The sequence below is a fragment of the Aeromonas sp. ZOR0001 genome (assembly GCF_000801015.1).
In the GTDB taxonomy this organism is placed as follows: Bacteria; Pseudomonadota; Gammaproteobacteria; order Enterobacterales; family Aeromonadaceae; genus Aeromonas; species Aeromonas veronii.
Genome location: NZ_JRJY01000103.1, coordinates 1 through 14119, shown reverse-complemented (window position 1 = coordinate 14119; position 14119 = coordinate 1). Strand labels below are relative to the sequence as shown.

The 14119-nt window shown below is 60.3% G+C and carries 13 protein-coding genes, 4 tRNA genes and 1 pseudogene; 12 read left to right on the top strand and 6 right to left on the bottom strand.

The window, feature by feature from the left end:
- Positions 1–8: 8 nt before the first annotated feature.
- Positions 9–1136, top strand: coding sequence for a CobW family GTP-binding protein (locus L972_RS12640; RefSeq protein WP_042053550.1), 1128 nt, complete (start codon positions 9–11; stop codon positions 1134–1136).
- Here the strand turns inward: L972_RS12640 and L972_RS12635 are convergent.
- Positions 1121–4228, bottom strand: coding sequence for an efflux RND transporter permease subunit (locus L972_RS12635; protein WP_047438626.1), 3108 nt, complete (start codon positions 4226–4228; stop codon positions 1121–1123). The two genes, L972_RS12640 and L972_RS12635, sit on opposite strands and share 16 nt — an antisense overlap.
- The gene (locus L972_RS12630) at positions 4225–5325 is read right to left on the bottom strand and encodes an efflux RND transporter periplasmic adaptor subunit (RefSeq protein WP_047438624.1); all 1101 of its coding nucleotides are present in this window, start codon (positions 5323–5325) and stop codon (positions 4225–4227) included. Before L972_RS12630 ends, L972_RS12635 begins: the two co-directional genes overlap by 4 nt.
- A 90-nt stretch (positions 5326–5415) precedes the next feature.
- Here L972_RS12630 and L972_RS12625 point away from each other — a divergent pair, with 90 nt between their 5' ends.
- Entirely contained in the window at positions 5416–6024 is a 609-nt protein-coding gene (locus L972_RS12625) for a TetR/AcrR family transcriptional regulator (RefSeq protein ID WP_047438623.1), read from the top strand.
- Positions 6025–6035: 11 nt separating this feature from the next.
- Entirely contained in the window at positions 6036–7439 is a 1404-nt protein-coding gene (gene mdtD, locus L972_RS12620; protein ID WP_047438621.1) for a multidrug transporter subunit MdtD, read from the top strand.
- On the opposite strand, the gene L972_RS12615 is transcribed toward mdtD, so the two are convergent.
- From L972_RS12615 to folB, 3 genes are all read right to left on the bottom strand, one after another.
- Positions 7411–7899, bottom strand: a complete 489-nt coding sequence (locus L972_RS12615) for a YbaK/EbsC family protein (RefSeq protein ID WP_047438619.1) — start codon at positions 7897–7899, stop codon at positions 7411–7413. The two genes, mdtD and L972_RS12615, sit on opposite strands and share 29 nt — an antisense overlap.
- Before the next feature lie 126 nt (positions 7900–8025).
- Positions 8026–8535, bottom strand: coding sequence for a 2-amino-4-hydroxy-6-hydroxymethyldihydropteridine diphosphokinase (gene folK, locus L972_RS12610; protein WP_047438617.1), 510 nt, complete (start codon positions 8533–8535; stop codon positions 8026–8028).
- On the bottom strand, positions 8535–8906 hold the full coding sequence (gene folB, locus L972_RS12605; protein ID WP_005355064.1) for a dihydroneopterin aldolase: 372 nt from the start codon (positions 8904–8906) through the stop codon (positions 8535–8537). The genes folK and folB overlap by 1 nt, the downstream gene beginning before the upstream one ends.
- A 157-nt stretch (positions 8907–9063) precedes the next feature.
- On the opposite strand from folB, the gene plsY reads away from it, so the two are divergent.
- From plsY to L972_RS12575, 6 genes are all read left to right on the top strand, one after another.
- On the top strand, positions 9064–9726 hold the full coding sequence (plsY, locus tag L972_RS12600) for a glycerol-3-phosphate 1-O-acyltransferase PlsY (protein ID WP_031227839.1): 663 nt from the start codon (positions 9064–9066) through the stop codon (positions 9724–9726).
- 47 nt (positions 9727–9773) lie between these two features.
- Positions 9774–9849: transfer RNA gene (locus L972_RS12595), tRNA-Phe, on the top strand.
- A gap of 52 nt (positions 9850–9901) precedes the next feature.
- A tRNA-Thr gene (locus L972_RS12590) sits at positions 9902–9977 on the top strand.
- A 3-nt stretch (positions 9978–9980) separates the two neighbouring features.
- Positions 9981–10056 (top strand) — tRNA-Phe (locus L972_RS12585).
- Positions 10057–10064: 8 nt separating this feature from the next.
- Positions 10065–10140, top strand: a tRNA-Asn gene (locus tag L972_RS12580).
- Between the two features lie 105 nt (positions 10141–10245).
- The gene (locus tag L972_RS12575) at positions 10246–11418 is read left to right on the top strand and encodes a CD0519/CD1768 family membrane protein (protein WP_005336104.1); all 1173 of its coding nucleotides are present in this window, start codon (positions 10246–10248) and stop codon (positions 11416–11418) included.
- A gap of 86 nt (positions 11419–11504) precedes the next feature.
- Here the strand turns inward: L972_RS12575 and L972_RS12570 are convergent.
- A pseudogene (locus L972_RS12570) lies at positions 11505–11837 on the bottom strand (hypothetical protein).
- Between the two features lie 133 nt (positions 11838–11970).
- Between L972_RS12570 and L972_RS12565 the strand changes: the two are divergent.
- The 3 genes from L972_RS12565 to L972_RS12555 all read left to right on the top strand — a co-directional run bounded on the left by L972_RS12565 (position 11971) and on the right by L972_RS12555 (position 14080).
- On the top strand, positions 11971–12486 hold the full coding sequence (locus L972_RS12565; protein WP_047438616.1) for a ClbS/DfsB family four-helix bundle protein: 516 nt from the start codon (positions 11971–11973) through the stop codon (positions 12484–12486).
- 246 nt (positions 12487–12732) lie between these two features.
- Complete coding sequence (locus tag L972_RS12560) at positions 12733–13188, top strand: hypothetical protein (RefSeq protein WP_047438614.1); 456 nt, start codon at positions 12733–12735, stop codon at positions 13186–13188.
- 304 nt (positions 13189–13492) lie between these two features.
- Positions 13493–14080 (top strand): ubiquinol-cytochrome C chaperone family protein, encoded by a 588-nt coding sequence (locus L972_RS12555; RefSeq protein ID WP_052200059.1) that lies wholly within the window; start codon positions 13493–13495, stop codon positions 14078–14080.
- The last annotated feature ends 39 nt before the right edge of the window (positions 14081–14119 follow it).

Below are 14119 nucleotides of genomic sequence, written 5' to 3'. Positions count from 1 at the left end.
GATCTGACATGACCGATATGCAAGATACCCGTATCCCAGTGACCCTGCTGACCGGCTTTCTCGGCAGCGGCAAGACAACGCTGCTCAACCACTGGGTCAAGCAGCCGGAGCTTGGCGAGTGCGCCGTGCTGATCAACGAGTTCGGCTCGGTGGGGCTGGATCACCATCTGGTGCAACAGGTGGATGAGCAGGTGATGCTGCTCGACTCCGGCTGCATCTGCTGCTCGGTACAGGGTTCTTTGGTGGAGGCGTTGCAGGGGCTCTTTATGAAGGCCATCCAGCGCAAGATCAAACCGTTCAAGCGGCTGATTATCGAGACCACAGGTCTGGCGGATCCGGCCCCCGTGCTATTTACCCTGCGCGAAGAGGGCTTTATCGCCCAGCGCTACCGCTTCGATGGCACTGTCACCGTGGTGGATGCCGGCCATATCGAGCAGCAGCTGGCGGCTCAATATGAAGCGGTGAAACAGGTGGCGCTGGCGGATCTGCTGGTGGTGAGCAAGGGGGATCTGGTGGAGGACGAACAGCTGGCGCGGGTCGAAGCCCAGCTGGCTGCACTCAACCCGGCGGCCCCGATCCAGCAGGTGACCAATGGCGAACTGTCGCCAGCAGTGCTGGAGAAGCTCGGCGCCTACAACGAGGCGGCGGGGCGCGATGTGCGCCAGCTGCTGGCCTGGCTGCGCACCGAATCCCCCAAGCAGGGGCTGGCATCACCCATGCAGCCGAAGATGCAACCGTTCGCCGCCAAGGTGGGCACAGCTGCGCCCACCCACTTCGAGCACGGCAACATCGAGAGTTTCTCCCTGCGTATCGGCGAGCCGCTCAAGCCCTCTCGCCTGCTGGCTGCCATCGATGCGGTGCAGGCCCAATATGGCGATGCCCTGCTGCGCCTCAAGGGGATTTTGCAGCTGGAGGGGGAGAGCCAGCCGGTGGTGATCCACGGCGTCCACGGCCAGCTCTATCCGCTGCAGGCGCTGGGCGACTGGCCGGAGGGCAAGGCCCAGTCCCGACTGGTGTTTATCGTGAAAAGTCAGGACAAGGCCGGTATCGAGCAGCTCTTTATGGCGACCCTCAAGGCCCCCGAGCCCACCCTGGAAGAGCGGCTCAAAGCCATGCTGGGTCAGCCCGACAACTGATCTGGCGCGTTGCAGCTCTCCTGTACCGGTTCAGGACGGCGACGGTTGAACAGCACGAACGCCACCGGCACAAAGTAAAACGAGAGCAGGGTCGCCAGCGCTGTGCCACCGGCGATGGCGATGGCAAAGGGTGGCCAGAAGCCGCCGCCCCCCAGCAATAGCGGGATGAAGCCGCCCACCGTGGTGATGGTGGTCGAGACGATGTGGCGGCTGCAACCGGCCACCAGGTCACGGATCTGCGGCAGATTGCCCTGTTGTGCCAGCGGGTCTGCCTTCAGCTCGGCCAGAATGACGATGGCGGCGTTGATGGCCAGCCCCATCAGTCCCAGCAGGGCGATGATCACCGTAAACCCGAAGGGGTAGCCCAGTAGCCATACCCACAGCAGACCGAGCCCAGCCGACTGGATCGCCACCAGGGTGACGATGCCTGCCAGCCGGAACGAGTTGAAGCTGAGCACCAGCACGGCCACCAGCAGCACGGCGACCAGGCTGACGTGCGCCATCAGATTGCCCACCGATTCATCCCGCTTGGCGGCTTCCCCGCCAAACTCCAGTCGATAGCCCGGCGGCAACGCCAGCGCCTTGGCGGCCAGCCTCTCTTTGACCTGCTCCAGCACAGTTTGCGGCAGTACGCCGACCGCCAGATAGGCCTCCAGCACATTGACCCGCTCACCATCCCGACGGCTGATCTCCCCCCAGCTTGGCAGCAGCTCGGGAGTGGCCAGTGCCCGCAAGGTGAGATTGGCAGCCCCTTGCTGGCCGGTGCCGGTGAGCGACAGCGGCACATTGAGCAGCGCATCCGGATCCTGACGCAAGGGCTCGGCCAGTCGCACCCGAACCGGGATTGACTCGGTGCCTTCCAGCACAGTGCCGCCCAACCTGCCATCCAGTGCGCCAGCCAGCCGGGAGGCAACATCGGTCAGGCTCATGCCTGCCAGTCGGGCGGCCTCCTCATCGACCTGCAACCAGAGTTTGGGGGCCCCTGCCTGCAAGGTGGCGCGGGTCTGCACCACGGCCGGGGTATTGGCGAGCAGACTGCGCAGCTCCTCTCCCAGACGGTGCAGCTGTTCAAGGTCGGGGCCAAACAGCCGCAGCTCGACCGGGGCATTGAAAGGCGGCCCCTGTTCCAGCTTGCGCACCAGGATCTGCGCTTCGGGAAATTTTGCATCGAGCCGCTGCTGCAGTTGTGGAATGAGCCGCTCGGCAGCATCGGCATCCTGCAGAGTGATCATCCCCTGGGCGTAATCGGCCCGCCCCTGTTTTCTGGGTACCAGGTTGTAGTAGAAGCTGGGTGCGTTGTCGCCCACCACCCAATCCTGTCGAACCAGCTCGGGGAAGCTGGCCAGCTCGGCGGAGATCCCCAGTGCCAGCTCGCGGGTGCGCGCCAGGCTCGCCTGTGGGGAGAGGCTGGCCTCGATGTGGATCATGTCCCGGTCGGCAGGGGGAAAGAACTGTTCGGTGAGGCGGCCCGCCACCCAAAAACCTAGCAGGGGCAGCAGGCTGACCAGCAGCAGGGTACGCCAGGGGTGAGCCAGCGCCATGGCGATGCTCTGCTGGAAACGGGCGCTCACCCGGGGCAGGTGCAAACCATCCTGATACCAGCGTCCTCCTTGGTCACTGCCAATCCAGCGGGCTGCGAGGCCAGCCACCAGGGTGTGGGCGATGAGGTAGGAGCCCAGCAGCGAACAGATCACCGCCCAGGCGATGCCGCCGACAAACTCGCCTGCGGGGCCCGGCATCAGAATGATCGGCATAAAGGCGAGCATGGTGGTGAGGGTGGAGCCCAGCAGTGGCAGCCAGAGGTGGCCGATGGCTTCCAGTGCGGCGGCACTCATAGCCATGCCGTGGCGGCGCTGATACTGCACCCGATCCGCCATGACGATGGCGTTGTCCACCATGATCCCGAGCGCCACCACCAGACCGGTGACCGACATCTGGTGAATGGGCAGATTGATCAGGTTCATGCAGGCGAATGAGAATGCCACGGTAAGCGGCAGCGACAGGGCCACGATAATGGCGGCCTTGACTCCCAAGGTCACCAGCAGCACCGCCACTATGATGAGGAAGCCCTGCACAATGTTGATGAGCAGGGTGTCGAGCCGCTGATCGGTATAACGCTGCTGATCGAAGCTGGTGACGAGGCCGATATTATCCGGCAAGTCCTGTTGCAGCTGGGCCAGCATGGTATCGACCCGTGCCGACCAGAGGTCGATGCGGTGATCCTGTGCCATGCGCAGGCCGACCACCACGGCCCGCTCACCATTGGCAAAGGTCAGCTGGCTCTCCGGCTGGTGCAGGGTACGCCTTACCTCGGCCAGATCGCCAAGGCGCAGGGTCTGGCCCTGCTCGCCGGTACGCAGCGGGATCTGGCGGATCCGCTCCAGGGTATCGAGGGCGCCACGGATCTCCACCTGAAAGCGATTGTGGCTGCCCTGCAACTCCCCGGCGGCCACTTTGGCATCGGCACCACTCAGCGCCTGGGCAAGCTGTTCGCCACTCATGCCGCTGGCACTGAGGGCGAGGGGATCGAACCGTACCTCGATCTCCTCCTGCGGTGCCCCGACCCGCTCGACGTATTCGGTGCCCGGCAGCTGGCGAGCCCGGCGTTCCAGCTCGGCGCTGTAGCGGGCGAGGCGATCCAGCTGCGGCTGGCCCGGCCCGCGCCAGACCACATTGACCAGCCGGGTGAAGGGGTAGCCCTTCTCGTCATCCAGCTTGGGGGCACTGGCGCCGGCTGGCAGCACGGCGGCCAGATCTGCCAGCCGATCACGGACTCTGGACCAGACGGGTTCGACATCGCTGACCTCATCCTTGAGCTCCAGATTGATGATGGAGAGACCGGGGCGAGAGCTCGACTCGATCAGCTTGATCTCGCTCTGGGCCCGCAGCCGGTTCTCGATGGGCTCGCTCACCAGCGCCTCCACCCGCTCGGCGCTGGCCCCGGGGAAGTGGGTAACCACGCTGGCAAAACGACTGGTGAGCTGGGGATCTTCGGTTCTGGGCAGGGTCTGCAATGCCGCAAGGGCGGCCGTCAGCAGCAGCGCGACCGTCAACAGCAGCAGGCGGCCATTCTCGATAAACGGGCGGATCATGACTGTGGCTCCGGATGGCCTGCCTGATGATCCATGCTGGTTGTCAGGGTGACCTGCTGGCCCGGCACCAGTTTATGCAGGCCATCGGTCACCAGCTGTTCCTGTCCATTCAGGGCACCACTGATCCAGGCCCGCTCGCCATCTTGCTGCAGCAGGGTGACGTCCCGACTGACCACCCGGGGTGGTGTTTCATCATTGAGCAGATAGAGGGTCCAGCTGCCGCGCAATCCCTGGGTCAGCGCGGTGAGCGGCACCTCGTAGGCGCGGGTGGGCTCGCGGGTCTGATGCAACAGGGTGATCAGTTGCCCCTCTGCCAGCTGTTCGCCGCCCCGGGTCAGCTGGAAGCGGGCGGTGCGGGTGTGGGTCTGTCCGTCCACTTGTACCCCCAGATTAAGCAGGCGCCCCTCCAGTGATTGCGCACTGCTTTGCAGGGGGTATTGTTGGCCGACGATCAGGGTCTCGGCCTGTTTCACCGGTACGCCGATATCGGCCTCCCACTGGCCGCTGCGGGTCAGGGAGAAGAGAGGCTGGCCTGCGGCCACCACGGCCCCCAATGCCTGCTCGCGGCTGACTACGATCCCGTTGAAGGGGGCGCGCAGCTGTGATTTTTCCTGTTTGACCCGGTTGGCTTCGAGGGCGGCTGCCAGCTGGTTGGCACTTGCCTCCAGCATGCGGACTTTGCCTTGCTGTTCATCCAGCGCCTGACGGGAGCTGAACTGCTGCTGGCGCAGGGCGGTGAGTCGGTCGAGCGTCTGCCGGGCAAGGGTCAGCTCGGCCTCGTTCTGGGCGGCCCGGGCGGCCAGCTCTTTGGCTTCCACTGCCAGCAGCCGGGTGTCCAGTGTGGCGAGCAGTTCGCCAGCCGCGACCGGCTCTCCGCGTCCCTTGTGCAGGGTGGCGATCCGCCCTGCCAGCTCGAAGCCTATCTGGCTGTGTTCGGGGGCGATCACCCGGCCATTGAAACGGTGCAGCACCGGGTAGTGATCGCTGGCTTGCAGCGGCTGGGCGATCACCCGGGTCAGGGCGGGTGTTTCTTCTGACTCTGTGACCGGGCTGCAGCCACTCAGTAACAGCGCCAGCAGGATTAAGCAAAGTGTCATGACATCATCCTCTGGTTGACATAACATCAAATCACACCGGTGAGTCTAGTTTTTCGGAACTAGACTGTCCAGTTTGATTGTGGAGGAAAAATGAACATTTCACCCCGTAGTCAGCAGAAGCGGGCTGCGATCCTCGATGCTGCCGGGCGGCTCTTCTGTCAGCACGGTCTGCATCTGGTCAGCATGGACATGGTGGCCAGTGAAGCGGGCGTCTCCAAGCAGACGGTCTACAGCCATTTTGCCAACAAGGAGTCGCTGTTTGCCGAAGCGGTGGGCAGCAAGTGCGTCAGCAGCGAGCTGATGCCGGAGGTGTTGCTGCGTGGCAACAACGTACGGGAGAGCCTGATTGCCTTTGGTCGCAGCTTTCGCAAGTTGATCCTGAGCGATGATGCCATCAATATCTTTCGCACCTGCATCAGCTGCAACGATACCCAGCTGGCCACCCTTTTTTTCGAGGCGGGCCCGCTCTATGTGACCGAGATGCTGTCCAACTGGCTGGAGCAGCAGAAGCAGCAAGGCCTGCTGTGCCATCAAGACAGCGAACAGGCCGCCTTGCAGCTGTTGCTGATGTGGCAGGGCAAGGAGCGGATGCTCCGTGAGCTGGGTCTGGCGTTGACCCAGAGCGCTGCCGAGCAGGATGCCTGGACCCTGAGTTGTGTCGATCTCTTCCTGACCGCCGCTGCTCCCCCGCAAAAATAATGGAGGTGGCAATGAGCCACACAGTGACAGATGCCCAGCGCAAGTGGCTGCCCCTGCTGGCGGCGGTCGGTTTCTTTATGCAGGCGCTGGATGGCACCATTCTCAACACCGCCCTGCCCAGCATGGCCGAGACCTTGGGAGAGAGCCCGCTGCAGATGCAGTCGGTGATCATCGCCTACATGCTGACGGTGGCGCTGCTGATCCCGGCCTCCGGCTGGCTGGCAGACAGATTCGGTACCCGCCGCATCTATCTGGCTGCCATCTCGCTCTTTACCCTCGGCTCGCTCGCCTGCGCCGCCTCCAATTCGCTCTCCATGCTGGTGGCCGCCCGTGTGCTTCAGGGGATTGGCGGTGCGCTGCTGATGCCGGTAGGACGGTTGGCGGTGCTGCGGGTCTATGACAAGCACGAGCTGCTGCGGGTGATGTCGTTTGTCACCATCCCGGGGCTGCTCGGCCCGCTGATGGGGCCGGCACTCGGTGGCTGGCTGGTGGAAGTGGCGAGTTGGCACTGGGTGTTTCTCATCAACCTGCCGGTGGGGTTGCTCGGCTTTATCGCCAGCTGGCACTTTATGCCGGAGCTGCGGCAGCAGACCGCCCGGTTCGACTGGCAGGGCTTTGTGATGTTCAGCGTTGGCATGGTGCTGGTGTCGGTCGGCTTGCAGGGGCTGGGGGAGCACAGCATCTCCACCGGTTGGGCGCTGTTTGCACTGATCTTCGGCTTGGCGGCGATGGCGAGCTACTGGCTCTATGCCGCCAATGCACAGCAGCCGCTCTTTAGCCTGAGCCTGTTCAAGACCACCACCTTCGCCATCGGCATCTGGGGCAACCTGTTTGCCCGTCTCGGCAGCGGCGCCATGCCCTTCCTCACCCCGCTGTTTCTGCAGCTAGGGCTCGGCTTCTCCCCGAGCAAGGCGGGGATGACCATGATCCCCACCGTGATTGGCGCCATGCTGACCAAGACGCTGGTGAACAAGCTGATTCCGACGGTGGGCTATCGCCGCATCCTGATCGGCAACACCCTGCTACTGGGGGCGATGATCGCCAGCTTCTACTTTATCGACAACCAGCTCCCCTACGGGGTCTTGCTGGGCTGGCTGGCGATCTTCGGCGCCATCAACTCGCTGCAGTTCTCCGCCATGAACACTCTCACGCTGCAAGATCTCAGCCCGACCCTGGCCAGCAGTGGCAACGGTCTGCTCTCGGTAGTGATGCAGCTCTCCATGAGTTTGGGGGTGGCGATTGCCGCCAGCCTGCTCGGGCTCTTCTCGGCGGGCACCTCAGCGGCCAACGGCCAGTGGCTGGCCGGGTTCCACCTTACCTACCTCTGTGTCGGGTTGCTCTCCATGCTGGCGGCGCTGATCTTCGCCCAGCTGGCGCGCGATGGGGCTACGCCGTCGGCGCGGGCAGATAGCTGACTTCGCAGGGGAGCTGCGCCAGTACCTCGGCCAGATGCTCGGTCGCCAGCAGAAAGGTCTGCTCCGGGTGGCCCGGAGTCCAGGTGAAGGCGGTGTGGTTGAGCAGTTGCGGATCCACCAGTAGCGGAATATCGGCGCGGGGCAGGAAGGGGCAGACCGCCCCCGGCAGGCAGCCGATCTCCGCCTGCATCTCTTCGGCGGTGCAGATGGAGGGCTTGCCACCGAGTGCGGCTTTGACAGCCTTGTTGTCGAGCCGTCCGTCCCTGTGGGTCAGCAGCAGGGCGAAGCGGCCATCCTTGAACTTGAGAAACAGGGTCTTGCTGAACTCCGCCTGCCAGCCGAGGCGGGCCTTGACCTTTTCATCGGTGGTGTAGTCGAGAATGGGTTCATGCTCATAGCGCTGGTGGGGCAGTTCAGCCAGCAACTGGCAGTTGAAATGGTGAATGGTATCGAGTGGCATGGGGTTCTCCTGTAGTGGGCGCTATCCTGCCAGCCTCGCAGGGTCAGGCCCAATGACACTTTCTTATCCGTGATAAGCAACCCTGTCCGTGAAAACAACAAGGGCGCCGTGAGGCGCCCTTGCGGATCAGTGATGCTGCAATTCGCACGTTTCCCAGTGAAAGGGAATAGGGCACAGCTGCTGGGAGGCCTTGTCATAGGCTTGCCACAGCTCGCCCATGGTGCGGCCATCGACGGGGTGGCGCAGTTTGGGGGCCAGCTCGGCCAGCGGCCACAGCACGAAGGCGTTGGTGAGCACTTCACCGCGCGGCAGCACCAGCGGGGTGTCGCAGACCAGATCGCCATAGAGCAGCAGGTCGAGATCCAGGGTGCGCGGGGCGAACTTCTTGGCATCCGGCTCGCGGCCGTGGGCGAACTCTATGGCCCGCAGTCGCTGGCAGACGGTGGTCAGCGGCAGATCGGTCTCGGCAGCCGCCACCAGGTTGTAGAAGGGGCGGCCGTTGAAGCCGACCGCTTCGCTCTCGAATACCCGGGAGACCCGCAGCTGGCCAAATTCGGCGTGCAGGGCATCGAGCCCGGCGCGAATATGGCGATCCCGCTCGATGTTGGAGCCCAGGCTGATATAGATGGTGGTCATCAGTTGCTGCTCGCGGCCGGGGTGCGATGGCGCAGGATCTCGACGCCGACCCCGGCGGCATTGGGCACGGCGCCCGGCTTGGTGAGGGTCACCTTGACCCACTGTACCCGCTCGTCGGCGAGCACCAGCATGGCAACCTGCTCGGCCATGGTCTCGACCAGCTCGACCACCTTGCCGCTGACATGCTCGCAAATCTTGTTGGAGAGGTCGGCATAATCCAGTGCCAGATTGATGTCGTCGGTTGCTGCCGCGGGGCGGTTGTCGAACCCCATCTCGAGGTCAAAACGGAGCTTTTGGCGAATGCCCTTCTCCCACTCATATACACCAATGGTGGTCAAAACTTCGAGTCCGCGAATAAACACCTTGTCCATGACTGTACTTCTTCTTTACTCTTGATGGGCTGTGATGACAGCGCAGGGATGCTGGCCGGGCAACAGGCTTGCCGAGGCGCTCTGGGTGGGCATGGGCCCATGCCAGCGTATGTGGCCCGCATCATACCCCATTCATATCGTGGTAAAAACGACCAAGATGACGGCCCTGACGATTTTGATGATTATTCTGGCCTACCTGGGTGGTTCACTATCCAGTGCTGTGCTGGTCTCCCGCTGCACAGGTCTGCCTGACCCGCGGGATCATGGCTCCCACAATCCGGGGGCAACCAATGTGCTGCGCCTCGGTGGCCGGATGGCGGCGCTGGTGGTGCTGCTGCTCGATGTGCTCAAGGGCACTGTGCCCGTCTATCTCGCCTGGTATCTGCAGATCAAACCCGTCTACCTCGGCTTTATCGGGGTCGCCGCCTGTCTCGGCCATATGTACCCCATCTTCTTTCATTTTCGTGGTGGCAAAGGGGTGGCCACGGCACTCGGCACCATGATGCCCATCGGTTTCACCATGGGGGGCGCCGTGATTGGCACCTGGCTGCTGGTGCTGCTGGTGAGCGGCTACTCCTCGCTGGCCTCCATCATTACCGTGCTGCTGACGCCGCTCTTTACCTACCTGCTCAAACCCGAATATACCCTGCCAGTCTCCCTGCTCTCCTGTCTCATCCTGATCCGCCATCACGAGAACATCTCCCGCCTGCTCAAGGGGGAGGAACCCAGAGTCTGGGGGCGAAAACGCGCGGCCTGTGCCGAAGAAGTGGCAGAAATGGACGATGTTGCGCAAAAAAGAGACGAACGAGACAAAAAGTGAAATTTCCCGTTGACCATCTGCCTTAAAATCCGTTTAATAGCGCCCACGCCCAGATAGCTCAGTCGGTAGAGCAGGGGATTGAAAATCCCCGTGTCGGCGGTTCGATTCCGTCTCTGGGCACCAATTTTGGTGCCATGAAATAAAAAATTTGTTCATGCACAATGGTTTAAAGTGTGCCGGCTTAGCTCAGTAGGTAGAGCAACTGACTTGTAATCAGTAGGTCACCAGTTCGATTCCGGTAGCCGGCACCATTTGCCCAGATAGCTCAGTCGGTAGAGCAGGGGATTGAAAATCCCCGTGTCGGCGGTTCGATTCCGTCTCTGGGCACCAATTACAATTCCTCCTTAGTTCAGTCGGTAGAACGGCGGACTGTTAATCCGTATGTCACTGGTTCAAGTCCAGTAGGAGGAGCCAATTCAAAAAGCCCTTGTCGCAAGACAAGGGCTTTTTTCTATTTGGCGCAGCCATTTTTTAACCATAAAAACAACCACACACGCACAGATGAACCGCAGGATAGATATGGAAAATCATGTAGTTATAGAGTCAAAGGGGCGACTTGCCGCCATTCGGAACTGGATGGAACCCGTGCTGGTACTGCTTATTCTTGGCAGCCTGTTCGGGTACCTCGGTAGCCAGATGGGCCTTTCTGCCATGGTCAACACCCTGTTCAATACCGCCCACCAGCTGCTGCTCAATACCGTGCTCTTTATCATGGGGATCACGGTGCTCTCTGGTGCCCTGAGCCAGCTCTTGAGCGAGTTCGGGGTGATCCGCCTGCTGGAGGTGCTGCTGGCCCCGCTGATGAAGCCGGTGTTTCGTCTGCCCGGTCGCACCGCCCTGGCGGCGCTGATGACCTTCTTCTCCGACAACCCGGCGGTGATCAGCCTCGCCAAGGACAGCCGCTTTCGCAAAGGTTTCACCCCCTGGCAGCTGGTGTCGCTCACCAACTTCGGCACCGCCTTTGGCATGGGACTGATCGTGGTGACCTTTATGGCCACCTTGCAGCTGCCGAGCGGTGAATCCACTGCCAGCGCGGCGCTGATTGGGTTGCTGGGTGCTCTGGTGGGCTCGGTGGTATCTACCCGACTGATGCAGCGGATGATTCGCCCACTGGTGGGGGAAGTGCTGAACGATGACGCTATATCGTCCGACGGCCGCAAGGTAGGGGTGACCAAAGAGGCGGCTCCCGGCTGGCTGCGGATCCTCAACTCTCTGCTCGATGGCGGCAAATCTGGCGTGGAGCTGGGGATGGCGGTGATCCCCGGGGTGCTGATCATCAGTACCTTCGTGATGCTGCTCACCTTCGGCCCCGGCGACAAGGGCTATACCGGCGAAGCGTTTCAGGGGGTAGCCCTGCTGCCAGTGCTGGCCGCCAAGGTGAGCTGGCTGTTTGACCTGCTGTTCGGCTTCCAGCAGCCGGAGCTGGTTGCCTTCCCAGCTACCTCGCTCGGTGCCGTTGGTGCCGCCATGTCGCTGGTGCCGCCCTTTATTGCCAAGGGGTGGATCACCGGTAACGAGGTCGCGGTGTTTACCGCCATGGGGATGTGCTGGAGTGGCTTCCTGAGCACCCACACCGCCATGCTGGATGCCCTCGGCTATCGCCACCTCACCTCCCGCGCCATCGTTGCCCACACCATCGGCGGCCTGTGCGCCGGTGTGGCCGCTCACCAGCTCTATCTACTGCTGGGCTGAGTCGGGTTCAGACACGGAAACAAAAAGAGGCTCTTCGGAGCCTCTTTGCGTTTCCCCCTGCCGCGCCCTGCTCACGGGCGCACCAATCACCTTTGCTGCGTGATGCCCTGCACCTTCAACCAGAATCGCTCCTGACAGTAGTTGTGAAACAGCTTGCTGGCTGGAGTGATGGGAATGGGACTGGCGATGACCCGATAGCTGATCCAGCACTCGGCACAAAGCTGCTGCTATGGCGCTTCGTCCTGTTCGGTTTGCTGGCGGATGACGACCCCATTGGCAAACCAGCTGGTGGTTATCTGGTGCTGGATCACAGTGCCGCTCTCATCATGCTCGCTATAGTGTTCACTCTCTTGGCGGGTGAGAGTGACGGGGCTCTCCTGTCGATGAATGGCCCTGATATAGCTGATTAGTTGATTCATTGCCGATCTTGCCGTGATGGTTGGCCTGCACTGGATGAGCTGCACAGGATGGAAGAGGGCTAGCGTAACGTGCTGCCGGGGTTGCGGCAATCGCCTCGGCTGCGCCGCAAGCAAATCTGAAAAGGGGAGAGCAATGGGGATCCCGCAAAACAAGGCCGAGCTGCTACTCGCGATCGATACCAATTTTAGCAAGTTGTTCAAGGCGTTGCAGGCCGTCCCCGAGAGCCGGGTGCGGGAGCCGACTTTGGCAGGGCACAGCAAGGGAACCACCATGAGCGTTGTCAATCTGCTGGCCTACCTTATCGGCTGGAACGAACTGCTGATCAAGTGGATCGATCGGGATGCGGCAGGTCTGCCAGTGGATTTTCCCGAAACCGGTTTTAAGTGGAACGAGTTGGGCGGGCTGGCCCAAAAGTTCTATCGGGATTACGAGGGGCTCAGCTATCCGGCGTTGTTGCAGCGGTTGGCTGCCGCCAGAGGGCACATCATCGAACTGGTGGAGGCGCGCAGCGACCTGCAGCTGTATGGCTGCCTCTGGTATGAGAAGTGGACGCTCGGACGGATGATCCAGTTCAATAGCGCCTCCCCCTATCTCAACGCTAACGGGCGGCTGCGCAAGTGGCTAAAAGAGTTGGCGATCAGGGTGTGAAAGGAAGGGGGCGCGGCTCGGGTGGGCGGCAAAACGCTTTGCCACCATATTGCCACTACCGCCCGTGGCGGCAGCTACTGGCCGCCTGACACCCCTTTGCGCTCGGCCATCTCCTGCGTGCTGGTTGAATAAATAGATCAGCCATTCAAGGGATTAGCCGGTGCAGTGCGTTTTATCGCCGTGCTGGCCCCGCTTATGCACATCTCTTGGCAACACCATCAAGGGTCGTTGTCGCGGAGAGTTATCATGATCAGCAACCTGCTTCCCCTTGCCTCTATCGCCCTCAAGCTGGGCAGTCAGCTGCTCGGCAGCAGTGCCAAACCTGAGCCTGTGCAGCAAATCGTGCAGGAAGATCGCCTTGCCCCGACTGTCCAGAGCTTGTTCCAGCGACTCGGTATCAAGGATGCCGATAGCGAACAGAACCGCTCGGCCATCAACCACTTTATGGGGGAGCTGATGCAGACTCTGGGGCAGGAGAATGGCGGCCAATCCCTCCCGGCTGTGATCGACAGCGCCCGCAACCAGCTGGCGAGCGGCACCCAGAGTACCCGCCTCGATGTGCTGCAAAGTGAACTCGATACCCTCAAGGGCACCCTTGGTGCCAGCGATCTCAATCTCGATCAGTTGCTCGGTGCCTTTAAACAGACCCTGCCAAATGGCAAGGGGGAAGGGGTGGGCAAATTGCTCAATGCCAGTATCTAAGAACGGTCAAATTTTGAAAGAAGAATATTTTTGGAGTTCTTATTGTCGTTTTCAAATTAAATGGTGATAATTGAGTCTCAACTACTTTGTGGTATTGGTTTATGTATAAAAAACCATCAGTATTGATTGATTTGTTTTTATTTCTTCTGGTCATCAGCAAAGTCTGTTGAAGGGGATCTGCTTTCTCTAACGTCTACCAGACTATTTTATAAACATAATGCACATTAAATCACAACCGTAACGGTTGAGTTTCGAACTGCTATCTGACTGTTTTTGAGTTGTGATTAAATAAGGTTTCGTAGTGATGAGTTCATCTATTTTTGATAAGAATATAAACCCAGTATTGGCATCGGCTAGTAATGATGACCTTGAAACTTTAGTTGAGTATTTGAAAACTAAGTTGTCGGAAGATTTGACATGCCATGATGATTACAAAAAGTATTACCCTAATCATCGTAGATATGTAGATGTCATAGCTAAAGAAATCAGAGATATGGGAGGCAACTCATTTGCAAATTTATGGCGTGGCCAGGGACCTGATTATCATGAAATTGTTTGTGATGTTGCTAGTAAATTAAATGCTCCCTATAACAAGAATAAATCGGTTGAGGATATAGAAAACTCGATTTTGGAAACTATTCTCGAGAGAGCTTTATCTGAAATGTCCGATGAACAAAAAACAGAACTGCTCAAAGAGATGGGCGGAAAGGCCACTATGGGAAAAGGTAGTCTAGCAACAGCAGCATTTATCGGTATTTTCAGGTCTGGTGGATTTTATTCTTACCAGCTGACGCTGATTATTGCTAACCAGATTGCAAAAGCTGTCTTAGGGCGAGGCTTAATGCTAGCTACTAATGCAAGCCTTGCTCGTGTTGCAGCAGTCCTAAGGTAATCCCCCCGAAAAACTGAGGTGCTCATAAGTAGAATTTTC

Excerpts from the sequence above, each read along its gene's own strand:
- L972_RS12640 (WP_042053550.1), top strand. The coding sequence starts at position 9 with ATGACCGATATGCAAGATACCCGTATCCCAGTGACCCTGCTGACCGGC.
- L972_RS12635 (WP_047438626.1), bottom strand. The coding sequence starts at position 4,228 with ATGATCCGCCCGTTTATCGAGAATGGCCGCCTGCTGCTGTTGACGGTC.
- L972_RS12630 (WP_047438624.1), bottom strand. The coding sequence starts at position 5,325 with ATGACACTTTGCTTAATCCTGCTGGCGCTGTTACTGAGTGGCTGCAGC.
- L972_RS12625 (WP_047438623.1), top strand. The coding sequence starts at position 5,416 with ATGAACATTTCACCCCGTAGTCAGCAGAAGCGGGCTGCGATCCTCGAT.
- mdtD (WP_047438621.1), top strand. The coding sequence starts at position 6,036 with ATGAGCCACACAGTGACAGATGCCCAGCGCAAGTGGCTGCCCCTGCTG.
- L972_RS12615 (WP_047438619.1), bottom strand. The coding sequence starts at position 7,899 with ATGCCACTCGATACCATTCACCATTTCAACTGCCAGTTGCTGGCTGAA.
- folK (WP_047438617.1), bottom strand. The coding sequence starts at position 8,535 with ATGACCACCATCTATATCAGCCTGGGCTCCAACATCGAGCGGGATCGC.
- folB (WP_005355064.1), bottom strand. The coding sequence starts at position 8,906 with ATGGACAAGGTGTTTATTCGCGGACTCGAAGTTTTGACCACCATTGGT.
- plsY (WP_031227839.1), top strand. The coding sequence starts at position 9,064 with ATGACGGCCCTGACGATTTTGATGATTATTCTGGCCTACCTGGGTGGT.
- L972_RS12575 (WP_005336104.1), top strand. The coding sequence starts at position 10,246 with ATGGAAAATCATGTAGTTATAGAGTCAAAGGGGCGACTTGCCGCCATT.
- L972_RS12565 (WP_047438616.1), top strand. The coding sequence starts at position 11,971 with ATGGGGATCCCGCAAAACAAGGCCGAGCTGCTACTCGCGATCGATACC.
- L972_RS12560 (WP_047438614.1), top strand. The coding sequence starts at position 12,733 with ATGATCAGCAACCTGCTTCCCCTTGCCTCTATCGCCCTCAAGCTGGGC.
- L972_RS12555 (WP_052200059.1), top strand. The coding sequence starts at position 13,493 with ATGAGTTCATCTATTTTTGATAAGAATATAAACCCAGTATTGGCATCG.